Raw genomic sequence first — 23,670 nt, forward strand, 5'->3', positions numbered from 1 at the left:
CAGGCGTGCTGCCCGGACGGACGGACCGTCAGGGCAGCACGCTGGCGGTGATCACGTTGCCGGAATCGGCCGTGACGTAGCAGTCCACCCGGCGGTCGCCCGAATCCCAGCTGGTGCTGCTGGGGAAGCTGCGCTGGTAGTTGAGGTGGAACTGGTTGGCTGCCGGACCGAGGGTGGCCGCCTGGCATGCCTCCAGGGCCTTGGCTTTCAGTGGATCAGCCCCCGGGTAGGCGGCTCCGGCGGGGTAGCGGTATGTTGCCACCAGCTGTGCCGAATGGCCGGTATCGCAGGCGACGACGGTGGACGCCAGGGCTTCCGGATCGAAGTCCTTGAAGCAGTCGCCCACCGCATAAGCGGCAGGTGCCACCCCGTTGCGTGGAAGCGGCTGGGGAGTGGCCGGCGCGGTGGCGGTGGTCTCCAGCATTCCGGGCGCGTCGGCCGCGGACTTCTCCGCGCCGGAGGATGAGTTCAACCACACGGCAAGCCATGTCAGTGAGCCGGCGACGGCCGCGATCACGACGATGAGGAACACCTTCCAGGAGGCGGCCCTGTTGGCTGCCCGTCGCTGCGGGGGATCCGGGACCCGCTGGGACCAGGTCACAGCTTCCGGGGCGGGCGCCGAACCGCTGCCCCCGCGTGGGACCGCCGGCAGGCTGCCGGTGCGCGGCGGCGAGGCAGGCTTGGGTGGGATGTCCTGGTGGTTCACGGGTGCGCATCCTCCTGGGTTTGTGTGCCGCGGCTCGCCAACGGCCGGGCGAAACAGCCACTTCTTAAGTGACTCTAGCGAAGAAAAATCCCGTGTTCCTGCGGCTCGAAGTGCATCATGGTACCCCACGCCCCGTCCCGGGGCCCTGGGCGGCAAGCAGGGGCAGCCGAAAGCATGTAATCTAGGTGTACGACAAATTGACCAAACATTCCGGGGCCTCACCGATCGCCAAGGTGACCACCTCCGGTCCAAGTACAAAAGGGGGTCACGCCATGGGGCGCGGCCGTCAAAAGGCAAAAGCTACCAAGCAGGCTCGGGACATCAAGTACTACTCCCCGAACACTGATTACTCGGCACTTCAGCGTGAGCTGACGGGCCCAGGCAGTCGTTCAACGAGCCATTACTCGAATGAACCGGTCGAGCCGGACTATTCGGCTTATGTGGATAAGTACGCGGATGATTTGGATGACGATGACGACGAGGTTGACAGCCGTCGCATCGGCTAGTTGTCGTAAAGCCGCCGTGCCCCCCGGTTTTCCAGGCCGTACCGCAGCTACGCGCTAACAAGCTCCGCAGGTGCCTTCCCGCAGCGTTGGGATGGCACAGGACCTCCTTTTTAGTACCCGTTTTCGGGTGACCGCTGACACGAGGAAGCCCGCTGCTTTCCGGGATGCCCGGTGGCAGCGGGCTTTCCCGCGTTGGTACCCTGACCGGATGACTGTTCGGACGACTTACGCCAATGGCGAGCCATGCTGGGCGGATTTGCAGACCCCCGATGTCGCCGCCGCCAAGGACTTCTACGCCAGGGTGTTCGGCTGGACCTACCAGGACTTTCCTACTCCGGACGGCCGCAGTTACGCGCAGGCCTTCATGAACGGCCGGTTGGTCGCCACCATCGCGCCGCAGGGCCCGCTGCAGCCGCCCGGCACGCCGGCCCGGTGGAACATCTATTTCGCGGCGTCGGACGCCACAACGCTCCTTGACGATGCCGCTTTTGCCGGCGGGACCGTCGAGTTCGGGCCGGAGCAGGTGGGCGCTACCGGCGTGCTGGCGTTCCTCGCCCCGCCCGGCGGCGGCACCACCGGGATCTGGCAGGCCGGAACCCATTACGGGAGCCATCTCTTCAACGAGCCGGGGGCGCTGGCCTGGGCCGAACTGTCCACGCCCGGGCCGCAGGCCGCGGTCGGCTTCTTCCAGCAGCTGTTCGGGCACGAGGTCACCGAATATCCCCAGGACGACGGCGGCAGCTACAGTACGCTGCTTGTCGACGGTGCCGAGGTGGCCGGCGTCGTTCCTGCCGAAGAAGGCTGGGACGCAGCCTGGCAGGTCTACTTTGGCGCCGCGGACGTCCGTGCTGCGGCGGCGGCAACGGTCCAGGCCGGGGGAGAAATCATCGTTGAGCCGGACGAGCATGCCGCTGACGGTTCACTGACCACCATCCGGGACCCGCAGGGCGGCATCCTCAGCCTCATCCAGGTCAGTTAAGACCATTGGGGTCCCCACCGTGCGGTGCGGGACCCCAATGGTTGGTGGCTCTAGGCGTAGGCGTTGACCATGCGGACGGCGCCGCCATCCACGCCCTTGGCGCCCTGGACGTAATCGGGGCCGGACTTGGAAATGGCATCCGAGTCCTCCGTGACCGCGCCCATGATCCAGGACGGCAGGCCCCGGTCGTTCAGGCGCGCCACTGCGGCGTCGGCGGCGTCGGGGGACACGATGGCCACCATCCCCACGCCGAGGTTCAGGGTGCGCTCGAGGTCGGGCAGCGGGACATTTCCCAGTTCGGACACGAGCTTGAAGATCGCGGGCAGTTCCCAGGTGGCGCGGTCCACCGTTGCCACCAGGCCCTGCGGGAGGACCCGGGCCAGGTTGGCGGCCAGGCCGCCGCCGGTGACGTGGCTGAAGCCGTGGACGGCGGCGCCGGCGCTGACCGGGAAGGTGCGGGCCAGGTCCAGGCAATCGGCTGCGTAGACGCGGGTGGGCTCAAGGAGTTCCTCGCCCAGCGTGCGCCCCAGTTCGGATACCTGGCGGTCCAGTGCCCAGCCGGCGTGGTTGATGACGCGGCGGACCAGCGAGTAGCCGTTTGAGTGCAGGCCGGAGGAGGCCATGCCGATCACCACGTCGCCGGCGCGGACGCGGTCCGGGCCGAGGAGGGCGTCGGCTTCCACGACGCCGGTGGCGGCGCCGGCGACGTCGTATTCATGTTCGCCCAGCAGGCCCGGGTGCTCGGCGGTCTCGCCGCCCACCAGGGCAGTGCCGGCCACGGAGCAGGCTGCGGCGATGCCGCGCACGATGTCCGCGATGCGTTCGGGGACCACCTTGCCGCAGGCGATGTAGTCGGTCATGTACAGCGGCTCGGCGCCGACCACCACGATGTCGTCCACCACCATGCCTACCAGGTCGAAGCCGATGGTGTCGTGGATGTCCATGGCCTGGGCGATGGCCACCTTGGTGCCGACGCCGTCCGTGGAGGTGGCCAGCAGCGGCTTCTTGTAGGTCAGGAGCCTGGAGACGTCATAGAGGCCGGCGAAGCCGCCCACCCCGCCGATCACCGAGGAGTTGTGGGTTGCCTTGACGGCATCCTTCATGAGCTCGACGGCGCGGTCCCCGGCTTCAACGTCCACGCCGGCGGAGGCGTAGGTGATGCCGGAGTTTTCTGCGGCGGTGTTGGCGGAAGTCATACGGAGTCCTTCTTGTCGGCGCTGGTGGCGGCGTGTACGTCGGGCACGAGGTCGGCTTCGGTCAGCAGGTTTTCGAATTCGGCGTCCGGTCCGGGATCGCAGCCGGTGGCGCCGGCTTTCTCAGCCGGGTCCTCCGCGGCATCAACGGCCAGGGCGGCCGTCTCGCCGGGAAGCGCGGCCGGGGACGGCTTGAGGCCGCCAAGGTCGGTGCGCTCCAGCAGGTTCTTGCCCAGCTTGTCGGCGTCCGGCAGCTTGATGGGGTACTTGCCGGTGAAGCAGGCGGTGCAGAGCCGTTCGCGGGGCTGCCGGGTGGCCCCGATCATGCCGTCCTCGGAGATGTAGGCCAGTGAGTCCGCACCGATGGCCTGGGAGATTTCCTCGATGGTGGCGCCGTTGGCGATGAGCTCCGCGCGTGAGGCGAAATCGATGCCGTAGAAGCAGGGCCACTGCACCGGCGGGGAGGAGATTTTGACGTGGACGGCTGCGGCGCCGGCTTCCCGGAGCATCCGCACAATGGCGCGCTGGGTGTTGCCGCGGACGATCGAGTCATCCACCACCACAACCCGCTTGCCGCGGATCACGGACTCGAGGGCGTTGAGCTTGAGGCGGATGCCGAGCTGGCGCAGGGTCTGCGACGGCTGGATGAACGTGCGGCCCACGTAGGAGTTCTTGACGAAACCGTGCGCAAAGGGGATGCCGGATTCCTCGGCGTAGCCGACGGCGGCGGGGGTACCGGATTCCGGTACGGGAATGACGATGTCCGCCTGCTGCGTGTTTTCCCGGGCCAGCTGGCGGCCCATCTCCACGCGGGACTCGTAGACGGAGCGGCCGGCGATGGCGGCGTCCGGGCGGGCGAGGTAGACGTACTCGAAAACGCAACCGGCCGGCGTCGGCTCCGCGAACCGCTTGGACCGCACGCCGTCCTCGTCGATGGCAATGAACTCGCCCGGCTCGATCTCCCGGATGAAGCTGGCGCCGACGGTGGCCAGGGCGGACTGCTCGGAGGCCACCACCCAGCCGCGCTCCAGCCGGCCGAGGACCAGCGGACGGATCCCGTAGGTGTCGCGTGCGGCGTAGAGGGTTCCTTCGTCCATGAAGACGAAGCAGAAGCCGCCCTTGATCTTGGGCAGGAGTTCCGTGGCGGTTTCTTCGAGGGTCTTGCCCGGCTCGCCTTCAAGCAAAGCGGTGACCAGGGCGGTGTCGGAGGTGTTGCCCTGCTTCATTTCGCCGGTGAGCTGGCCGCCGTTGCGTTCGTTGATCATGGCGTTGAGCTCGGCGGTGTTGGTCAGGTTGCCGTTGTGTGCCAGGGCAACCGTGCCGGTGGAGGTGGCTCCGAGGGTGGGCTGCGCGTTGGCCCAGTGGCTGGCGCCGGTGGTGGAGTAGCGGCAGTGGCCCACGGCCAGATGCCCCGTCAGGGTGTTCAGGGTGGTCTCGTCGAAGACCTGGGAGACGAGTCCCATGTCCTTGTAGACGTTGATCCGTTTGCCGTCGCTGGTGGCTATGCCAGCCGACTCCTGACCGCGGTGCTGCAGTGCATACAGCCCGTAATAGGTAAGTTTTGCTACTTCTTCGCCTGGTGCCCAAACGCCGAAGACGCCGCAAGCGTCCTGCGGGCCTTTTTCGCCGGGGAGAAGATCATGGGAAAGTTTTCCATCGCCGCGTGCCACTGATCGATTATCGCACGATATGGGGTACGACTTTTCCGGCTGCCCGATTGTGACCTGCTAGGCCTGGGGGTCGGTATCCGGTTCGGAATCCGGCACGGCTTCCACCACTGCCCGCTGCTGGCGCTTCACGCTGCGGCGGTCCAGCACGAGCGCCAGCCCGGCGCCCAGGATGGCCCCTGCGGCCGCGAACATCACCAGGAAGAAACCGAACACCGCCCCGGGGTCGAAGGTGGTGTCCCCCGGCACCCCGTACGCCACCACCGCGGCAGCGACGGCTCCCAGCAGCGCCCCGACCACCAGGAAGGGAACGTACTTGGGTGCCCGGCGGACGGTAACCTCGCGCCGCTCGGCGGGGGTTTCTTCAAAAGACATGCCATCCAGCCTACTGCCCACTGTTTTGCTCCGGGAAACGGGTATCTGGGGATGCCTGGCGCTCCCGGCCCGGAGAGGCGGGAGTGGCACACTGGTAGGCAACTGCTCGGAGACTGATATATCTATTGACATGGAGTCTTGTCGCTGCCATATTCTGCTGTAGGCACTATGTGCATTCTGTTGTTTATTATGCAACTCATTGCGCTTCGAACGCTGAGGCGCCGTGGTCCCCGGTCCGGGCCTGTCAGTTAGATTGGCAGTTGGTGCCGACTCACGGGTCCGGGCGGATCCAGGAAAGGAACACAAGAACCATGGTTCACAAAGTTCAAGCAGTTGTTGTCCGGGAGAAGAACGCCCCTGTGTCGTTGGAGACCATCCTGGTCCCGGATCCCGGGCCGGGGGAGGCGCTGGTGGACATCCTGACCTGCGGTGTCTGCCACACGGATCTGCACTACAAGCAGGGCGGTATCGGTGATGACTTCCCTTACCTGCTCGGGCACGAGGCCACCGGGGTTGTCAGTGCCGTTGGCCCCGATGTGACCCAGGTGGCCCCGGGCGACCGGGTGATCCTGAACTGGCGCGCGGTCTGTGGGGAGTGCCGTGCGTGTGCCAAGGGCCAGCCGCAATACTGCTTCAATACGCACAACGCCACGCAGAAGATGACCCTTGAGGACGGCACCGAGCTTTCGCCTGCCCTGGGCATCGGTGCTTTCGCGGAAAAGACCCTGGTGGCAGCCGGGCAGTGCACCAAGGTGGACCCGGAGGGTGATGCTGCCGCGGTGGGCCTGCTGGGCTGCGGCGTGATGGCAGGCATCGGTGCCGCGATCAACACCGGAGAGGTCAAGCGTGGCGAGTCCGTGGCAGTGATTGGCTGCGGCGGCGTGGGGATCGCCGCGATCGCGGGCGCGAAGCTCGCGGGGGCGACGACGATCATCGCCGTGGACATCGACGACAACAAGATCGACATGGCCAAGTCCCTCGGCGCCACCCACGGGGTCAACTCCAAGCAGGAGGACGCCGTGGAAGCCATCCGGGCCCTCACCGGAGGCAACGGGGCGGACGTGGTGATAGACGCCGTCGGCCGGCCCGAAACGTACAAGCAGGCCTTCTACGCCCGCGACCTTGCCGGCCGCGTGGTGCTGGTGGGTGTTCCGACGCCGGAGATGACGCTTGAACTGCCGCTGCTGGACGTCTTTGGCCGCGGCGGCTCGCTGAAGTCCTCCTGGTACGGCGACTGCCTGCCCTCCCGCGACTTCCCCATGCTCGTCTCGCACTACAAGCAGGGCAACCTGGACCTGGACGCGTTCGTGTCCGAGCGCATCACGATCGACCAGGTGGAAGAGGCCTTCGAGCGGATGCATGGGGGCAAGGTGCTGCGCTCCGTCGTCGAGGTCCAGCCTGCCGGGGCGTCCGCATGAGCGTCACCATCGAGAACCTGGTCACCTCGGGAACTTTTTCGCTCGACGGCGGCACCTGGGACGTTGACAACAACGTCTGGATCGTGGGCAATGACGAGGAATGCATCATCATCGATGCGCCGCACGACGCAGCGGCGATCATCAACCAGGTCCGCAGCCGGAAGGTGAAGGCCATCCTGCTCACCCACGCGCACAACGACCACATCGGTGCCGCGCGTGAGGTGGCGGACGCCTTGGAGGCACCGATCCTGCTGAATCAGGAGGACCTGGTGCTTTGGGAGCAGGTATACCCGGACGCGAAACCGGACCGCTACCACTCCGACGGTGACGTGTTCGAGGTGGGCGGGGCGGCCCTGCGTGCGATCCACACTCCGGGACACTCGCCCGGGTCCACTTGCTTCTACCTGGAAAGCGAGGGAACGGTGTTCACCGGCGACACCCTGTTCAACGGCGGCCCGGGTGCCACCGGGCGGTCCTACAGCGACTACCCCACCATCCTGGCGTCCATCCGTGAACGGCTGCTGACACTGCCCGCCGACACTGTGGTCCGCACCGGCCATGGGGACAACACCACCATCGCCGCCGAGCAGGAAACGCTGGCGAAGGTGACGCAGTAACCAGAAGTCAAGAAAGCGCCCGGCGGAGGCGCGCTGGGAGGACCCGGCGCGCCTCCGCCGGCGATCCATCAGCACAAGCCGGTTAGGAAGTTGGAACGATGAAGTTCGGCAAGCAGCCCGCCCCCGTTGCGGACATCAATGAGGACGATCTTTCGGTCCACAAACCCAAAACGGAGGCGGCCGGGGTCAAGGCCGTCATGGTTGCGCTCGAGCGTGCGGTGGCGCAGGCGGGTGTGACCCGGACGGCGCAGTCGCTGCTGCGGCTGAACCAGCGGGGCGGTTTCGACTGCCCCGGCTGCGCGTGGCCGGAATCGGACAAGAAGCGAAAAGCAGCCGAGTTCTGCGAGAACGGCGCCAAGGCGGTGGCCGAGGAGAACACCTTGCGTACAGTCGGCGCGGAGTTCTGGGCCCAACACTCCATCGCCGAACTCTCGGAGAAGACCGAGTACTGGCTGGGCAACCAGGGCCGGTTGAGCGAACCGGTGGTGATCCGCGAAGGGGAGACGCATTACTCGCCGATCTCATGGGCTGACGCGTTCGAGCTGATCGGTGAACACCTCCGGGCGACCACCCCGGAGCGCAGCGTCTTCTACACCTCCGGCCGCACCGCGAATGAGACCGCATTCCTGTACCAGCTCTTCGCACGGTCCCTGGGCACCAACAACCTCCCCGACTGCTCCAACATGTGCCACGAGTCCTCCGGCTCGGCTTTGAACCCGACCATCGGCATTGGCAAGGGCACGGTCTCCCTGGATGACATCCACGACGCCGAACTGATCTTCGTGGTGGGCCAGAACCCCGGCACCAACCATCCACGGATGCTGTCCGCGTTGAAGGAGTGCAAGGACAAGGGCGGCAAGGTGGTGGCCGTGAACCCGCTGCCCGAGGCCGGCCTGTTCAACTTCAAGGACCCGCAGACCGTTTCCGGGGTGGTGGGCGGCGGGACGCCGTTGGCCGATGAGTACTTGCAGATCAAGGTGGGCGGGGACTTGGCGCTGTTCCAGGCGCTCGGCCACCTGCTGCTGGAGGCCGAGGCAGCCAACCCGGGGACCGTCGTCGACCATTCCTTTATTGCCGCCCAGACGGACGGGTTCGATGCCTACCGCGACGCCCGGCGCACCTTGGACTGGGATGAAACCGAGAAGGCCACCGGCCTCACCCGGGGCCAGATTGAGAAGGTCGCGGCGATGCTGGTGGCGTCCAAGGCCTCGATCTTCTGCTGGGCGCTGGGCGTGACGCAGCAGCCGCATTCGGTGGACACCATCAAGGAAATGGTCAACGTCCTGCTGCTGCAGGGCAACTTCGGCAAGCCCGGCGCCGGCGCCTGCCCGGTCCGCGGACACTCGAATGTCCAGGGCGACCGGACCATGGGCATCTGGGAGAAACCCAAGGAGTGGCTCCTGCAGGCCTTGGACGCCGAGTTCGGCATCACGTCTCCGCGGCACCACGGCTACGACGCCGTGGAGTCGATGGAGGCATTCGAACGGAACGAGGTGGACGTATTCGTGTCCATGGGCGGAAACTTCTCGCTCGCCTGCTCTGACACCGAGGCGCTGGAAGCGGGCATGCAGCGGATCGGGCTGACCGTGCACATCAGCACCAAACCCAACCGCTCGCACGTGGTGCACGGCCGCACGTCACTGATCCTGCCCACCCTGGGCCGCACCGACAAGGACGACAAGCATCCCAACGGCGCACAGTTCCTCTCCGTGGAGGACTCGATGTCCGTGGTCCACTCCACCCAAGGCCGCCTCACCCCAGTCTCCGAGCACCTGCTGGCTGAGCCCGTCATCGTGGCACGGATGGCGGAGGCCACCTTTGGCCCGGACCACCCAGTGGACTGGAAGGCAATGGCCGAGGACTATGACGTGATCCGCGACCACATCGCCCGGGTCCTGCCCGGCTTCGAGGACTTCAACGCGCGGGTGCGGAGCAAGAACGGCTTCGTGCTGCCCAACCCGCCCCGCGACACCCGCTCCTTCGCCACCGACATCGGCCGCGGCCGGTTCACCGTCAGCCCGCTGGAATACCTCACCCCGCCGCCGGGGCACCTGGTGCTGCAGACCATCCGCAGCCACGACCAGTACAACACCACGTTCTACGGCCTGGACGACCGCTACCGCGGCATCTCCGGCGGCCGCCGCGTGATCCTCATCCACCCTGAGGACCTCGCCGAGCAAGGATTCCAGGGCCGGGAACTCGTGGACGTCGTCAGCACCTTCCAGGGCGTGGACCGCCGGGCAGACAAGTTCCGGCTGGTGGCCTATCCCACCGCCAAGGGCTGCGCGGCCGCGTACTTCCCCGAAGCGAACGCGCTGGTCCACAAAGAAAACGTGGCCCGCGTATCCAACACCCCCGGCTTCAAGGCCATGTTCGTCAGGTTCGAGCCGCACCGGGGAGAGCCTGCGGTTGCCGGGGAATCTGCAGGGGAGCTGGCCGGAACGCACGCCTAGCCCCACCGGATGGGTAAGGTGCGCCGGTGCGGGCAATGACGACGGCGGCAGTCCGGCAGGTGCCGGGTGCCGCCGTCGCCGTTCCCCACACAGGTTTTTATGCCGGGTGGTTCCCGTCGGGACCGGCTTTCGGGTCAAGGTCCTTGCCACGAGCGATCGCGGTGAGCCGGTTCCACCCCGCCAGGGCCTGGTCCGCGGGAAGAAACGCGGAGAGCCAGGCCATCCCGTCCTGGTCCGCCCGGAATTCTACCCGCCGATCTGACACCCCCTCGACGTGGCGTTTCTCGATGCTCTCGGCGTGGTGGCGTTCCCGCCAGGTCCGGGCCTTGGCTTTGAACCGGTGCGCCGGCAACCGCCCCACCGGTCATCCCCGCACCGGGTCCGGGGCGTCATGGTCCAGGAAGTGGGCTTCCAACCCGGCCGCCCCCGCGGCATCAAGGTACGCGTCTCATCCGCCATCACCACCGCATGCTGCCACGACAGGGTCCCGGCCTGCAGCCCTTCCAATGTCCTCGGCAATGAGGTAACTACGCCGTGCGAGGCCGTCAGGAACGACGACACGGCGCGCGGACCCAGGGCCAAACACACCCGATCTCCGCCGCGACCGCCATCTCCTGCGCCTGCACCGGCGCATCCGGCCCCGCAACCATGTCGGCCATGCTTTTTCGTCATATCCGAAATTGATTGACAGTGAGCGTGGCTGGAGTCACACTGTTGCATATGGTGATCGTTGTTGCGTTAGGCGCTTCAGTTTTATTCCGGAGTTGTCGCTTCTGTTGCTGATGAACCTCCCCACATTCGTTGACAGAACGTCTTGAACACCCCTTGTGCCCCACCTGCACCGTATCCACCCACAAATCGCCCCATGCCCAGCCCTATCGGGAGGAAACACATGACTACCTCAGTGAATGCGCCCCTCAGCGCACGCGGAAAGCTCGCCTCAACATTGCCTGCCGAGCAGCTGGCCGAAATTACCGAGTTGTTTGCTTTGCGGCGCACCGGCTACTCCCTTGATGCCCCGTTCTACACTGACCCGACAATCTTCAAGCTCGACATGGAAGCCATCTTCGGCCAGCACTGGATCTTTGCCGGCAGCGTTGCCGAGTTGCCGGAGCCGGGCGACTACATCACGGTCGACTACGGACCCTACTCCCTGATCGTGCTGCGCACCGACGAGGGCGGCGTCAATGTCCTGCACAACGTCTGCCGCCACCGCGGTGCCCGCGTCCTGACCGAAGCCGCCGGTTCCACCGGAAACCTGGTCTGCGGCTACCACTCCTGGACGTATTCCCCCGAGGGCAACCTGATCCACGCATCCGCCCCCGGCGAAGCCAAGTTCGACAAGAACTGCTTTGCCCTCAAGCGCGCCCACAGCCGGGAGGTTGCCGGGCTCATCTTCGTCTGCATTGCTGACGAGCCACCCGCAGACTTCGACGAAACCGCCAAGATTTTCGAGCCCTACCTCGCGCCCCACGACCTGTCCAAGACCAAGATTGCCTACCAGCAGAACATCATCGAAGAGGGCAACTGGAAGCTCGTCATGGAGAACAACCGTGAGTGCTACCACTGCGACGGCCACCCGGAACTCGCCTGCTCGCTCTTCCCCACGTGGGGCCTGACCGAGGGACTGATCCCGGCCCACCTGGAAGAGGTCTGGGACCGCAACAAGGAAGCCCAGTCCTCCCTCGAGGAGCGGTGCCGCCGCTACGGCCTGCCCTACGAGGTGGTGGAGGAACTCGACACCCGCATTGCCGGTATCCGCATCTCGCGCGAATCCCTGGACGGCGAAGGCGAATCGTTCTCCGCAGACGGCCGCAGGCTCTCGAAGAAGCTGCTCGGCGACCTTCGGGACTTCCGCCTGGGCCGCTGCTCGATGCACCTGCAGCCCAACAGCTGGTTCCACTTCCTGGGTGACCACGTCATCACGTTCGGGGTTTTCCCCATCAACGAGCACCAGTCCTTGGTCCGCACCACCTGGCTGGTGGCTGACGACGCCGAGGAAGGCGTTGACTACGACCTCGAAAAGCTCACCTACACCTGGAAGCAGACCAACCTGCAGGACAAGGCGTTTGTTGAGCTGTGCCAGCAGGGTGCTGCCAGCCCCGCGTACGAGCCCGGCCCTTACATGAAGAGCGAATACCAGGTGGAGGCCTTCATCAATTGGTACGTCCAGCGCGTGCAGGAGCACTTGGCATGATTGACGTCCTCACTCAGGCGCCGGTCCGGGAACCGCAGCGCATCCGCGGCCTTGAAATGCCGTGGAACCGGGTGATGGGCAGCATGGAAGGCCCGGCCAGTGCAGCCAAGGCGCTGGGCCCGTGGCATCCGCAGGAGTTCATGGCCGAATGCGTCGAAACCGTTCCCGAAGCGGGCGGCATGATGACCTTCGTCTTCCGCCGTTGTGACGGTGCGCCCCTGGCGTTCCGCGCGGGCCAGTACGTGAATATCGCTTTCCCCGTGAACGGCGAGGACCAGGAACCGGTGGACCGCAGCTACTCGCTGTCCAGTTCACCCACGGAACCGTGGACTTTCAGCGTCACCGTCAAGCGCGACCCGGGCGGACTGGTTTCCCCGTGGGTGCACGGGAACGTCAGGCCCGGAACTGTCCTGGACATGCTGGGACCTGTCGGGGCATTCCACCTGCCTGACGCCGATCGGCGGGCACGGTACCTCTTCCTGGCCGCCGGCGCAGGCATCACCCCCATCATGTCGATGCTGCGCACCATCCACTCGTTGCCCGGAACCGCCGATGTGGTGGTGCTTTACCACGGCGCGGAAGCCGGCGGCTTCGCCTTCCACCGGGAATTGGCCTACATCGCGTCGGTGGACTCGCGCGTCAAGGTCTTCTACGCCCTGGGCGACCGCGGCAGGCCCGAGGACTGGGAGGGCTTCACCGGACGGCTGACGGCGGCCATGATCGACGAGGTGGCGCCGGACGCCAACGGCCGGCAGGTGTACGCCTGCGGACCCGAGGGGTACTTGAACACCGCCACTGAACTGCTCAAGAACGTGGGCGTCGACGATACCTCCATCTACATGGAGTTCTTCTCCGGCGACCGGCAGACCCTCCTCGAATACCAGGCCGAGCTCGCCCTGGCGGCGGACATCGCCGAGGAAATCGCGGACGAGATCGCGGAGTCCGCCGAGGACTACTTCGAGGGCCAGCCGGCGGCGTTCGGGATCTATGAGCCCGGCTACGACGAGGATGGAACCCTGCAGGCCACGGGGCTGGCGCTGGAAGCTGCAGCCCCGGCCTCCGCGGAAGCCGCGTCCGTGGAAGCCGCCGAAGCCGCAACCGAAGCCGCCACCCCGGATGCGTCAAGCTTCGACACCGTGGGAACTGGCAGCCTCACCCTGTCTTTCATGCGCACCGGAATCAATGTGCGGATCGACCCGCAGGAACCCATCCTGGGTGTGGCCCAGCGGGCCGGTGTCCGGATCGGCGCCAACTGCAAGGAGGGCATGTGCGGCTCCTGCAAGGTGGTCAAGCTGTCCGGGGAGATCGACATGAACCACCAGGGTGGAATCCGCAAACGGGAAATCGATGCCGGCAAGTTCCTTCCCTGCTGCTCCACCGCGCGCACCGACATGGTGATCGACGCTTAGCCGCTTCCCTGAGCCGCCGGCACCGCGCCGTCCCACGTTTCACCGCAGGTGAAAGTGATAACCACACGGAGGGTCTGATGCAGCCGGCGTCAGGCCTTCCGTGGCAATTGAACCCTAACCATAGGAGCCACGCCCATGTCAGGTAACAAAGCCGTTGCGTACAAGGAGCCCGGGGTTGTCGAGGTCATCGATACCCCGTATCCGTCGTTTGAACTGAAGGCCGGCCCCGGTGTCAATCCCGCCAACGTCGGCCGGAAGGTGCCGCACGGGGTCATCGTGCGCACCGTGAGCACCAACATCTGCGGCTCGGACCAGCACATGGTCCGCGGCCGGACGACGGCCCCTGCCGGCCTCGTCCTGGGCCACGAAATCACCGGCGAAGTCATTGAGACCGGACCCGACGTCGAATTCATCAAGGTGGGGGACATCGTCTCCGTCCCGTTCAATATTTCTTGCGGGCGCTGCCGGAACTGCAAGGAGCGCAAGACCGGGATCTGCCTGAACGTGAACCCGGACCGTCCCGGCTCTGCCTACGGCTATGTCGATATGGGCGGTTGGGTGGGTGGGCAGGCGGAATACGTCTTGGTTCCCTACGCCGATTGGAACCTGTTGCGGTTCCCGGACCGGGACCAGGCCCTGGAAAAGATCATGGACCTGACCATGCTTTCCGACATCCTCCCCACCGGCTTCCACGGCGCAGTCACGGCAGGCGTCGGCGTCGGGTCCACCGTCTACGTTGCCGGTGCCGGCCCCGTCGGGCTTGCCGCGGCCGCCAGCGCCCAACTGCTGGGAGCTGCGGTGGTCATCGTGGGCGACCTCAACGAAGACCGCCTGGCCCAGGCCCGGTCCTTTGGCTGCGAAACCGTAAATGTGGCCAACGCTGACCCGGCAGACCAGATCGAGCAGATCCTCGGCGTCCGGGAGGTCGACTCCGGCATCGACGCCGTCGGCTTCGAGGCACGCGGCCACGGCCACGGCGCCCAGGAAGCACCTGCCACCGTGCTGAACTCGCTGATGGACCTCACCACCGCCGGTGGCTCCGTGGGTATCCCCGGCCTCTACGTCACGGGGGACCCGGGAGCCGCGGATGAAGCCGCACGGAAGGGCAGCCTGTCCCTGTCCCTGGGAACCGGTTGGGCGAAGTCCCTGTCCTTCACCACGGGCCAATGCCCGGTGATGAAGTACAACCGGCAGCTGATGATGGCCATCCTCCATGACCGGATCCAGATCGCCAAGGCGGTCAACGCCAAGGCCATTTCGCTCGACGACGCCCCGCGCGGGTACGCGGAGTTCGACGCCGGCGCGGCAACGAAGTACGTCCTGGACCCGAACGGCTACCTCAACAACTGATGCGCGGTTCCCGTTTGTGAAGAACGGCAAGGTTCCAATGGCGGCGCCCCGCTCAGCAGGGGTGCCGCCGTTGGCATGCCGGGGTGGAACAGCGCGCGCTCCGCGGGCAACAAAAGAGGCGGTTGGGCCTGCCGGTCTCAAGCAAGCCCAACCACCTTGTGATGGATGGGCAGATCAGCCGCGGAGGCGCTCCATGCCCGGGTCAAAGAGCGGCTCGGCGCAGACGGTGGCGGCTACGCGCCGGCCGAAGTACTCGATCTCCACGGCGTCCCCCTCGGACACTGACGAGGGCAGCCAGGCGTAGGCAAGGGGCTTGCCGATGGTGAAGCCATACGCCGCGCTCGTGACGTAACCAGCGGCTTCCCCGGCCACGTACACAGGTTCCTTGCCCAGCACCACTGACGTGCCGTCGTCGACCGTCAGGCAGCGCAGCATCTTCGCCGCCGGCTGCTCGCGGAGCGACGCCAGGGCCTTGGCGCCCACGAATCCGGTCTTGTCCTTGGCCACGGAGAAACCGAGGCCCGCTTGGTACGGGTGGTGCTCGGACGTCATGTCCGTGCCCCATAGCCGGTAGCCCTTCTCAAGGCGCATGCTGTTGAAGGCGCCGCGGCCGGCAGCGATGATGCCGTGCTCCTGGCCCGCCTCGAACAGCAGGTCCCAGAGCTTCAAACCGTACTCGGCGGTGGTGTAGAGCTCCCAGCCGAGTTCGCCGACGTAGGAGAGCCGCATGGCCGTGACGGGGATGCCGCCCACGGAGATCTCCTTGGTCCGGAAGTACTTCAGGCCGTCATTGGTGAGGTCGTCGGTGCTGACCTTGCCAATCACTTCGCGGGCCAGCGGACCCCACAAACCGATGCAGCAGGTGCTGCCGGTGATGTCGGTGACGTGGACCCACTGGCCGGGGTCGGCGGCGGACTGCCGGCGGGCTTCCACCCGGAGGTAGTCGAAGTCGACGTTGCTGTTGACGCCCAGCTGGAACTCATCCTCGGCCAGCCTTGCCACGGTCACGTCACTGCGGATGCCGCCGTCGTCCGCCAGCAGCAGGCAATAGGTCACGGCGCCCTGCTTCTTGGCGATGTTGCCCGTGCTGAGCCGGTGCAGGAGTGCCTGCGCGCCCGGGCCGGCGACGGAGAGGCGCTTCAGCGGCGTCATGTCGTAAAGTCCGACGGCGGTGCGCGTCTTCCACGCTTCGGCTGCGGAGATGGGGGAGTGGAACATTGCGGACCAGGAGTCCCGCTCCGGGGTCTGCCATTCGGCCGGGAGTTCTTCGAGGAGCGCGCGGTTGGCTTCGAACCAGTGCGGGCGTTCCCAGCCGGCGGATTCCAGGAAGAACGCGCCCAGTTCCCTTTGGCGGACGTTGAAGGGGCTGACCCGCAGGTCGCGCGGGGATTTACGCGGCTGCAGCGGGTGCATGACATCGTAGATCTCCACGAAGTTCTGTTGCGAGGTTTCGCTGACGTAGGCGTCCGAGGTCTGCACCTTCTCGAAACGGGTCAGTTCGCAGCCGTGCAGGTCTGTCTGCGGCTGGCCGTCGATGATCAGCTCTGCCATGGCCTTCGCAACGCCGGCGGAGTGCGTGACCCACACGGCTTCGGCCACGAAGAAGCCCTCGAGGTCCGGTGCTTCGCCCATGAGCGGGCCGCCGTCGGGGGTAAAGGAGAAGATGCCGTTGAAGCCATCCTGGATTTCGGTGCTGCGCAGTGCCGGCAGCAGGTCCTGGCTGTCCTCCCACGCGGGAACGAAGTCTTCCAGGGTGAAGTCCAGCCGGGAGGGCATGCGGTGGTCGGACATCTCCCCGGCCGGGACCTTCGGCAGCGCGGACATGTCCACCGGCATCGGCCGGTGGGCGTAGCTGCCGATGCCGATGCGGTCGCCCCATTCGCGGTAGTACAGGTCCTTGTCCTGGTAGCGAAGGATGGGCTTGCCGGCGCCGTTGGGAAGCTCGTTGACGCCCTCAAGTTCGGCGAGGGGCGTGGTGACCGCGTACTGGTGGGCCAGCGGCAGCAGCGGCACCTCCAGGCCCACCATCTTGCCGAGCTCACGACCCCAGAACCCTGCGCAGGACACCACGATATCGGCAGGAATGAGTCCGGCGGAGGTCTCGACGCCGGTGACCTTGCCGCCCTCACGGGCGATGCCGGTGACGGTGGTGGACCCGCGGTAGGTGACGCCGTGTTCGCGCGTGCGCTCGATCAGCAGCTGGACGGCGCGGGCCGCCAGGGCGAGGCCGTCGGTGGGGATGAGCAGGCCGCCCAGGACTTCCCGGCCGCCGCTGAGCTTCCCTGTGGTCAGCAGGGGGTAGATCTTTTCGCACTCGTCGGCATCCACGATCCGGCTTTCGACGCCCCAGGAGGTCATCACGCCCATCTTGCGTTTGAGGTCCGCCAGGCGCTCCGGAGTCGTTGCCAGTTCAAGGCCGCCCACCTGGTTGAAGCAGGACTGGCCATCCTTGCCCAGGGCGAGCAGCTTGTTGACGGTGTAGGTCGCGAATTCCGTCATGGTCCTGGACGGGTTGTTCTGGAATACGAGGCCCGGAGCGTGCGACGTGGAGCCGCCTGCCAGCTCCAGCGGGCCCTGTTCGACGACGGTGATGTCATTCCAGCCGCGGCTTGCCAGCTCGTCGGCGAGGTTGGTGCCGACAATGCCGGCTCCGATGATGACGACGCGGGGTGATGCGCTCATGGTTCGTGGTTCTCCTGGTTGGTGCGTGGCTCCGCGCTTCGCTATAAGCAACGCGCAGCACTATATGCAACACGGTGGCGTAGCTCACAAGGAATGTCAAGGGTTTCCGGCATTGTTGCTGCGGCTGCCGTCACTGTTTCAGCGGGCCCAGGCTGGCTCCGGGAAGGGCGGGCAGGACGAAGGCCTCCGCCGCTGGTGCGGCGAAGGCCTCCTGTGGGTTGCGGCCGGTTGCCCGGTGTCAGTGCGAGAAGTTGGATGAGATCTCGGCGAGGGTGCGCCCCTTCGTCTCAGGCGCGAGCCATTGCGAGAGTATTGCGCCGAGTAATGCGACGGCGGCTGCCACGACCATGCTTGGGCCCATGCCGATGTTGCTGATCGCCCACGGCAGGGCGAAGGTGCCGAGTGCGGCTCCGATGCGGCTGAAGGCCGCGGCGAAGCCCATGCCTATGCCGCGCAGGTCGCCGGGGAATACCTCGGCCGGATAGACCTGGGTCAAGGTGGTGTAGCCGGCATTGAAGAAGGAGAAGGCGAGGAACAGGGCCAGCACCAGGATCGCCGGCGCGTCAGCCCAGACCCCGATGACCAGCAGGATGCCTGCGCAGAGCCACTGCCCGGGCACGGTGAGGATCCGGCGGCCGAGCCTGTCAATCAGAAGCACGCTGGTGACGACACCCGCGGCCGCAAGGGCGGACAAGCCCACTCCACCGGCCCAGCCGCCGCCGAAGCCGAACTGCGTGAGCACGTCGTCGGCGAAGGTCGCGATCGCGAAGTACGGAGTGACCGCGCAGAACCAAAAACCGGAAGTGAAGACGGTGGCGCGCCAGTGTTCCTTCGAGAACAGCATTCCGAAGGAGGCGTTCTTGATTTTGGTCCTGCCCTTTGCGGCCTGGGCCTCCTGGATCATCCGCAGGTCGATCTCTTCGGTGATGCTGTCGTGCATCTGCGGCGATTCGACATACTTGTGGGCGATCGCCAGTGCTTCGTCACGCCGTCCCTTGGTGATGAGCCAGCTTGGCGATTCGGGGAGGCCGATGCGGGCGAGGAACAGGACGAACGCGAGGATGGTGCTCGTCCCGATGACTAGGCGCCAGGGGGTGCCGGCCTCGTGCAGGAGCGTGCCGATGATGAATGCCATCATGAAACCGACGTACCAGGCGATCAGGGTCAGCCCGAGCAACCGCCCGCGGAGCTTTGGAGGAGAGAACTCCGACAACAAGGGGCCGCCAATCGAGTACTCGCCGCCGATCGCGACACCCATCATGAACCGGATGATGGCCAGCTGGATCACGGCACCGTCTCCGGAGGTTACGAAGAACTGGGCCGCTGAGGCAACCAGGAACAGGCCCATGTCCACGAGGAACATGGGCTTGCGTCCGAACTTGTCAGTAGCCCAGCCGGCCAGCGGGGAGCCGACGAAGATACCGGCCAGCGGGCCTGCGGCGATCATGCCCAGGGACAGTGCGTCGAGCTGGAGGTCTGACCGCATGGGGCCGGTGACGGGTCCGATGATTCCGAGGATGTAGCCGTCGAGGAACATCCCGCCGATGAAGACAGCGACGAGCCGCACCATGAAGCGGCGTTTGAACTTCGAGCTGGTCCCTTCGGCACTGCTTTGATCGATGGTGCTGGCACCTTTGATAGTCATAAACAGTTTCCTTTAGTGATCTGGCGCTGCCGCGTGGATGCGGCCGAGTTGCGGGCCGGGCTCCCCCTCGGATCGGCCTTCATAAATTCTGTCCGGCTGCTTCCATGCCATCGCGGGTGGCCTCGGAAGGGCGGGAGGAGCATATCCAGGTGAGTTACGTTCCGTGATGATCAACAACGTTCGCTGTATGCAACAAAATCGTGCGCTAGCTCACACCCAATGTCAAGAGTGTGTCCTGAGAAAGACGTAGCCCGTAAGCGTTCCTGTTGCGGGCTCCGGGGCACGGCTGTTGCGGGGTCCCGTTCTCCGAAAACGGTGCTTCGATGAGGAATACCTCCCCAGGTCTTAGGCCCATCGAAGCACCTTTCACGGAGAACGGGACGCCCGTTGCCAACGCTGTGGCGTTCCTAGCCTGCGGCTTCCAGGACCTGGAGCTCCGGGGCCTCGGGCGCCATCGGCGGGGATGACACTTGCCTGCGTGCTGCCTCTACGGTGTGAAGGAGCAGCAAAACCGTGGTCACTGAGCCCACGCCGCCGGGAACCGGAGTGAGCGCCGCTGCTGTCCCGGTGACGCTGGCTTCGTCTACGTCACCCACCAGCGAGCCGTCGGGAAGGACGTTCGTGCCGACGTCGACCACCACTGTTTGGGAGGAGACGTCGCTGCCTCCCAGCAGTCCGGCGCGGCCGGCGGCGACCACCACCACATCGGCATCCTTCGTATAGCGCGCCAGCGGCCCGGACCTGGAATGGCAGACCGTCACGGCGGCGTCGCGTGCCAGCAGCAGGAGGGACAATGGTTTGCCCACCACGGCGGACCGGCCCACCACCACAACGCCCTTGCCCGCCAGCGGAATCCGGTAATGCTCCAGGATTTCGACGACGGAGCGCGCGGTAGCGGGTGCAAAGGCCGGCTGGCCGACGGCAAGGCGTCCCAGGCTCAGTGGATTGGCGCCGTCAATGTCCTTTTCCGGGGCGATGAGGCCCACCAAGTTGTCGGTCCGGACTCCCGGAGGCAGGGGTGTTTGCAGGATGATGCCGTTGACGGAGGGTTCGGCGCTGAGGTCCCGCAGGACGCCGGCCAGGACCGGCTCCGTTGCGTCGTGGCCAAGGTCGATGATCCGGCAGCCGACTCCGGCGCGCTCTGCTGCCCGCTCGATGGAACGGACGTACCAGTGCGTTGATTCGTCGCCGGTTGCCATGACCACTGCCACGACCGGGCGGACGCCCTCAACTTCCAGCGACCTGACCTGTGCCTGGACCTCCTGGTGGAACAAACCGGCCAACGGCTTCCCGGAAAGTACTGTGGTGCTCAAGTATGGATCCTTTCGCGCACGCGGGCCGAGAGGGCATCTGCCGCCAAGACCACCTTTTCCTCAATGCCGTCCGTCTGCCGCGCAAGCCGGGCGCGTGCCTCCGGGTCCTTGACTGCCACAACGTTGATGTCGATGTTCACGCGTGCAGTAGTGGCGGCTGCCCTGGCGGCATCTGCGGCCGCTGCGACGTCGCTGATGACGTTGGCGTTGGCGACGTCGTACAGCTCCGTGGCCAGGTCCACGATCTCGCCGGACAACGTGACCAGCCGGGCGGGTGTTTCAGCCGCCTGGATGAGTGCTGACTGGATCACGGCTGCGCGGGCGGCCTTGAGCTCAGCCGTGCCGGACGGCAGTTTGTAGGAATCGATGACTGCCTGGAAGGCCACTTCGTCCGCCTCGGCCAGGTGCAGCGCTTCGTCGATAAGGCCGTCGGCTGCCGCCGTAATGCGCTGCACCAGGGGTGCGTGCGGCTCATACTTGGCGCCGGTGGTGTAGCGCGCCACCATGGCCACCAACGCTGCACCCTGGGCCGCGTGCAGCGCCGCGGCAGCACCGCCGCCAGGCGTCGGCTGCTTGGCGGCCAGCCTAGTGAGGTAGCTGCCGATTGACTCCGAGCTGATCATGGCCCTACCCGCGGAGCCGGGTCATGGTGGGGTCGTACAGGGGGTCCTGCGTGACCGTGGCGACGATCCGGCGCCCGAAGTATTCGATCTCCACGGAATCGCCGATCGAAACGTCGGCGGGCAGGTAGGAGTAGGCGATCGGTTTCCTGACCGAGTAGCCGTAGGCGGCGCTGGTCACGTAGCCAACTGCCTGGTCCTTGTAGAACACCGGTTCCTTGCCAAGCACCAGGCTGCGGCCGTCGTCGACCGTCAGGCAGCGCAGGCGCCGCGCTGAGTTCTCTTCGGTGCGGCGTTCCAGGGCAGCCTTCCCGACGAAGTAGTCCTTGGCCATCTTCACCGCGAATCCCAGGCCGGCCTCGAAGGGGTCGTGCTCGGTGGTCATGTCCGTGCCCCAGGAACGGTAGCCCTTTTCCAGGCGGAGCGAGCTGAACGCTGCCCGCCCGGCTGCGATGACGCCGAACGGCCGGCCCGCCTTCCACAGTGCATCCCAGAGCCGCTGGCCGTTGTCGGCGCTGGTGTACAGCTCCCAGCCCAGTTCACCGACGTAGGACAGGCGCATGGCAGTGACCGGCACGCCGCCGATGACCACTTTCTTGGCGCGGAAATACTTCAGGCCGTCGTTGGTGAAGTCGTCGCTGCTGACGGTGCTGACCAGGTCCCGGGCCAGCGGGCCCCACAGGCCGATGCAGCAGGTGCCGCCGGTGGTATCGCGGACCTGGACCCAGTCCCCGGCGCCGCCGCTTTCGGTCTGGTGCCGGGCGGCGCGTTCGAAGTAGGCGGTGTCGACGTTGCCGTTGGCGCCCAGCTGGAAGGTGTCCTCGGACAGGCGGGCCACGGTGATGTCGCTGCGGATGCCGCCGGCATGGTCGAGCAGCAGCGTGTAGGTGACCGCGCCGGGTTTCTTGTTCAGCTCGGCGGTGGTGAGTTCCTGCAGCAGCTTCAGGGCGCCGGGGCCGGAGATTTCGAGGCGCTTCAGCGGAGTCATGTCGTACATGGCGACGGCGGTGCGCGTCTTCCAAGCCTCGGCCGCGGCGATGGGGGAGCTGAACATCCCGGACCAGGCATCGCGTGCCGGGGGCTGCCAGTCGGCGGGCATTTCCTTGAGCAATTCGGCATTGGCCTCGAACCAGTAGGGCCGTTCCCAGCCGGCGCCTTCGAGGAAGTAGCCGCCCAGTTCCTTGTGCCGGGCGTGGAAGGGGGAAACGCGCAGGTTGCGCGGGGAGAGCTTGGGTTGCAGCGGGTGCAGGACGTCGTAGATCTCCACGAAGTTCTGCTGCGACGTTTCGCTGACGTATTCGGGCGTCAACTGAACGTCCTCGAAGCGGTGGATGTCGCAATCGCCCAGGTCGATGGAGGATTTGCCGTCCACCAGGAGTTCGGCCACAGCGCGCGCGATGCCGGCGGAGTGGGTCACCCAGACGGCTTCGGCAACGAAGAAGCCGTCGAGTTCCCTGGACTCGCCAACGAGGGAGCCGCCGTCAGGGGTAAAGGAGAAGATGCCGTTAAAGCCGTCTTCGATTTCGCTTTGGCGCAGGGCGGGGAGCAGCTGTTTGGTGGCCTCCCAGGCGGGGAGGAAGTCCTCCACCGTGAAGTCCAGCCGGGACGGCATGTTGTGCTCGCTGATTTCGTCCGGCTTGAAGGTGCCGAGTTCGTCCAGGTCCACGGGCATGGGCTTGTGGGCGTAGGAACCGATGCCGTACCGGTCCCCGTGCTCGCGGTAGTAGAGGTCCTGGTCCTGGTGGCGCAGGATGGGCAGCGATGCGCCGTTGGGCAGCTCGTTCTTGCCCTGCTGATCCGGGACCGGGGTGGTCTTGACGTACTGGTGGGCCAGCGGGAGCAGCGGGACGGTCATGCCGATCATTTCGCCGATCTTTGCACCCCAGAAGCCGGCGCAGGAGACCACGATGTCTGCCGGGACCACCCCGTCGGAGGTCTGGACGCCAGTGACGCGGCGGCCGGACTGTTCGATGCCGGTGACGGTGGTGTTGCCTTGGTACTTCACGCCGGCAGCCTCGGTGCGCTTGATCAGCAGCTGCACGGCCCGCGCCGCGCTGGCCAGGCCGTCGCTGGGGACGTGCAGCCCGCCCAGGATCTCCTCCTCGTTAATGAGGGGGTACAGTTCCTTGCACTCCGCCGGGGAGAGGATCCGGCCGTCGATGCCCCAGGCGGCGGCGTAACCGAGCTTGCGCTTCAGGTCCGAGAGGCGGGTTTCGGTGGTGGCAACTTCCAGGCCGCCCACCTGGTTGAAGCAGCTGGTCCCGTCCTCGGTCAGGGACAGCAGCTTTTCCACGGTGTACTTGGCGAACAGGGCCATGGACTTGGAGGGATTGGTCTGGAAGACCAGTCCCGGAGCGTGCGAGGTGGAGCCGCCGGGCATGGTGAGGGGCCCTTGGTCCAGGACTGTGATGTTGTTCCAGCCCCGCGTGACGAGTTCATCCGCGAGGTTGGTGCCGACGATGCCGGCTCCGATAATGACAATGCGTGGCGACGATTCCAAGGTAGTCTCTCCTGCTGCTTTACGGATTGTGCCTGGGTAA

General features: G+C 66.1%; 17 protein-coding genes and 1 pseudogene. 8 read left to right on the forward strand and 10 right to left on the reverse strand.

All coding sequences use genetic code 11. The annotated features are described in order from the left end of the window. Positions 1–28 precede the first annotated feature (28 nt). Positions 29–706: a septum formation family protein gene (locus tag AC4EEO_RS00925; protein WP_133831860.1), complete on the reverse strand. Its 678-nt coding sequence runs from the start codon at positions 704–706 to the stop codon at positions 29–31. Positions 707–978: 272 nt separating this feature from the next. Between AC4EEO_RS00925 and AC4EEO_RS00930 the strand changes: the two genes are divergently transcribed. Together AC4EEO_RS00930 and AC4EEO_RS00935 are read left to right on the forward strand one after the other, a co-directional pair. Continuing rightward, the gene (locus tag AC4EEO_RS00930; RefSeq protein WP_018760828.1) at positions 979–1,212 is read left to right on the forward strand and encodes a DUF3073 domain-containing protein; all 234 of its coding nucleotides are present in this window, start codon (positions 979–981) and stop codon (positions 1,210–1,212) included. A gap of 208 nt (positions 1,213–1,420) precedes the next feature. Then, positions 1,421–2,191, forward strand: coding sequence for a VOC family protein (locus AC4EEO_RS00935; RefSeq protein ID WP_491339660.1), 771 nt, complete (start codon positions 1,421–1,423; stop codon positions 2,189–2,191). Positions 2,192–2,241: 50 nt separating this feature from the next. Here AC4EEO_RS00935 and purM read toward each other — a convergent pair whose 3' ends face one another. Genes purM through AC4EEO_RS00950 form a run of 3 tightly spaced genes read right to left on the reverse strand, consistent with a single transcriptional unit; the run spans position 2,242 to position 5,426 of the window. Continuing rightward, the gene (gene purM / locus AC4EEO_RS00940; RefSeq protein ID WP_109045583.1) at positions 2,242–3,387 is read right to left on the reverse strand and encodes a phosphoribosylformylglycinamidine cyclo-ligase; all 1,146 of its coding nucleotides are present in this window, start codon (positions 3,385–3,387) and stop codon (positions 2,242–2,244) included. Then, positions 3,384–5,054 carry an amidophosphoribosyltransferase gene (purF, locus tag AC4EEO_RS00945; RefSeq protein WP_109045584.1) on the reverse strand — a complete coding sequence of 557 codons (1,671 nt, stop codon included), beginning with the start codon at positions 5,052–5,054 and terminating at the stop codon, positions 3,384–3,386. The genes purM and purF overlap by 4 nt, the downstream gene beginning before the upstream one ends. 57 nt (positions 5,055–5,111) lie before the next feature. Next, complete coding sequence (locus AC4EEO_RS00950) at positions 5,112–5,426, reverse strand: hypothetical protein (RefSeq protein WP_018760832.1); 315 nt, start codon at positions 5,424–5,426, stop codon at positions 5,112–5,114. A 311-nt stretch (positions 5,427–5,737) separates the two neighbouring features. Here AC4EEO_RS00950 and AC4EEO_RS00955 point away from each other — a divergent pair, with 311 nt between their 5' ends. The 3 genes from AC4EEO_RS00955 to AC4EEO_RS00965 all read left to right on the forward strand — a co-directional run bounded on the left by AC4EEO_RS00955 (position 5,738) and on the right by AC4EEO_RS00965 (position 9,914). Next, complete coding sequence (locus tag AC4EEO_RS00955; protein ID WP_491339661.1) at positions 5,738–6,844, forward strand: S-(hydroxymethyl)mycothiol dehydrogenase; 1,107 nt, start codon at positions 5,738–5,740, stop codon at positions 6,842–6,844. Then, positions 6,841–7,461, forward strand: a complete 621-nt coding sequence (locus tag AC4EEO_RS00960) for an MBL fold metallo-hydrolase (RefSeq protein ID WP_109045586.1) — start codon at positions 6,841–6,843, stop codon at positions 7,459–7,461. Before AC4EEO_RS00955 ends, AC4EEO_RS00960 begins: the two co-directional genes overlap by 4 nt. A 98-nt stretch (positions 7,462–7,559) precedes the next feature. Next, positions 7,560–9,914, forward strand: a complete 2,355-nt coding sequence (locus AC4EEO_RS00965) for an FdhF/YdeP family oxidoreductase (protein ID WP_491339662.1) — start codon at positions 7,560–7,562, stop codon at positions 9,912–9,914. Positions 9,915–10,059: 145 nt separating this feature from the next. Here AC4EEO_RS00965 and AC4EEO_RS00970 read toward each other — a convergent pair. Beyond that, positions 10,060–10,570, reverse strand: a pseudogene (locus AC4EEO_RS00970) (HNH endonuclease signature motif containing protein); the annotation flags it as partial. A gap of 236 nt (positions 10,571–10,806) precedes the next feature. On the opposite strand from AC4EEO_RS00970, the gene AC4EEO_RS00975 reads away from it, so the two are divergent. From AC4EEO_RS00975 to fdhA, 3 genes are all read left to right on the forward strand, one after another. Beyond that, positions 10,807–12,111: an aromatic ring-hydroxylating oxygenase subunit alpha gene (locus tag AC4EEO_RS00975; protein WP_109045588.1), complete on the forward strand. Its 1,305-nt coding sequence runs from the start codon at positions 10,807–10,809 to the stop codon at positions 12,109–12,111. Then, on the forward strand, positions 12,108–13,520 hold the full coding sequence (locus AC4EEO_RS00980) for a ferredoxin reductase (RefSeq protein WP_491339663.1): 1,413 nt from the start codon (positions 12,108–12,110) through the stop codon (positions 13,518–13,520). The genes AC4EEO_RS00975 and AC4EEO_RS00980 overlap by 4 nt, the downstream gene beginning before the upstream one ends. A 135-nt stretch (positions 13,521–13,655) precedes the next feature. Further along, on the forward strand, positions 13,656–14,870 hold the full coding sequence (gene fdhA, locus AC4EEO_RS00985) for a formaldehyde dehydrogenase, glutathione-independent (RefSeq protein WP_491339664.1): 1,215 nt from the start codon (positions 13,656–13,658) through the stop codon (positions 14,868–14,870). Positions 14,871–15,044: 174 nt separating this feature from the next. Here fdhA and AC4EEO_RS00990 read toward each other — a convergent pair whose 3' ends face one another. The 5 genes from AC4EEO_RS00990 to AC4EEO_RS01010 form a co-directional block, all read right to left on the reverse strand. Continuing rightward, positions 15,045–17,552: a GcvT family protein gene (locus AC4EEO_RS00990; protein WP_491339665.1), complete on the reverse strand. Its 2,508-nt coding sequence runs from the start codon at positions 17,550–17,552 to the stop codon at positions 15,045–15,047. Positions 17,553–17,790: 238 nt separating this feature from the next. Beyond that, the gene (locus AC4EEO_RS00995; RefSeq protein ID WP_285320292.1) at positions 17,791–19,197 is read right to left on the reverse strand and encodes an MFS transporter; all 1,407 of its coding nucleotides are present in this window, start codon (positions 19,195–19,197) and stop codon (positions 17,791–17,793) included. Positions 19,198–19,604: 407 nt separating this feature from the next. Further along, entirely contained in the window at positions 19,605–20,510 is a 906-nt protein-coding gene (locus tag AC4EEO_RS01000; RefSeq protein ID WP_491339666.1) for a bifunctional 5,10-methylenetetrahydrofolate dehydrogenase/5,10-methenyltetrahydrofolate cyclohydrolase, read from the reverse strand. Next, complete coding sequence (locus tag AC4EEO_RS01005; RefSeq protein WP_491339667.1) at positions 20,507–21,133, reverse strand: cyclodeaminase/cyclohydrolase family protein; 627 nt, start codon at positions 21,131–21,133, stop codon at positions 20,507–20,509. The genes AC4EEO_RS01000 and AC4EEO_RS01005 overlap by 4 nt, the downstream gene beginning before the upstream one ends. A gap of 4 nt (positions 21,134–21,137) precedes the next feature. Beyond that, on the reverse strand, positions 21,138–23,630 hold the full coding sequence (locus tag AC4EEO_RS01010; RefSeq protein ID WP_491339668.1) for a GcvT family protein: 2,493 nt from the start codon (positions 23,628–23,630) through the stop codon (positions 21,138–21,140). Positions 23,631–23,670: the final 40 nt, after the last annotated feature.

The organism is Pseudarthrobacter sp. MOO13 (genome assembly GCF_058267655.1).

What these genes read in the sequence shown, in the direction of transcription:
- AC4EEO_RS00930 (WP_018760828.1), top strand. Translation starts at nt 979, where the DNA reads ATGGGGCGCGGCCGTCAAAAGGCAAAAGCTACCAAGCAGGCTCGGGAC.
- AC4EEO_RS00935 (WP_491339660.1), top strand. Translation starts at nt 1,421, where the DNA reads ATGACTGTTCGGACGACTTACGCCAATGGCGAGCCATGCTGGGCGGAT.
- purM (WP_109045583.1), bottom strand. Translation starts at nt 3,387, where the DNA reads ATGACTTCCGCCAACACCGCCGCAGAAAACTCCGGCATCACCTACGCC.
- AC4EEO_RS00950 (WP_018760832.1), bottom strand. Translation starts at nt 5,426, where the DNA reads ATGTCTTTTGAAGAAACCCCCGCCGAGCGGCGCGAGGTTACCGTCCGC.
- AC4EEO_RS00955 (WP_491339661.1), top strand. Translation starts at nt 5,738, where the DNA reads ATGGTTCACAAAGTTCAAGCAGTTGTTGTCCGGGAGAAGAACGCCCCT.
- AC4EEO_RS00960 (WP_109045586.1), top strand. Translation starts at nt 6,841, where the DNA reads ATGAGCGTCACCATCGAGAACCTGGTCACCTCGGGAACTTTTTCGCTC.
- AC4EEO_RS00965 (WP_491339662.1), top strand. Translation starts at nt 7,560, where the DNA reads ATGAAGTTCGGCAAGCAGCCCGCCCCCGTTGCGGACATCAATGAGGAC.
- AC4EEO_RS00975 (WP_109045588.1), top strand. Translation starts at nt 10,807, where the DNA reads ATGACTACCTCAGTGAATGCGCCCCTCAGCGCACGCGGAAAGCTCGCC.
- AC4EEO_RS00980 (WP_491339663.1), top strand. Translation starts at nt 12,108, where the DNA reads ATGATTGACGTCCTCACTCAGGCGCCGGTCCGGGAACCGCAGCGCATC.
- fdhA (WP_491339664.1), top strand. Translation starts at nt 13,656, where the DNA reads ATGTCAGGTAACAAAGCCGTTGCGTACAAGGAGCCCGGGGTTGTCGAG.
- AC4EEO_RS00990 (WP_491339665.1), bottom strand. Translation starts at nt 17,552, where the DNA reads ATGAGCGCATCACCCCGCGTCGTCATCATCGGAGCCGGCATTGTCGGC.
- AC4EEO_RS00995 (WP_285320292.1), bottom strand. Translation starts at nt 19,197, where the DNA reads ATGACTATCAAAGGTGCCAGCACCATCGATCAAAGCAGTGCCGAAGGG.
- AC4EEO_RS01005 (WP_491339667.1), bottom strand. Translation starts at nt 21,133, where the DNA reads ATGATCAGCTCGGAGTCAATCGGCAGCTACCTCACTAGGCTGGCCGCC.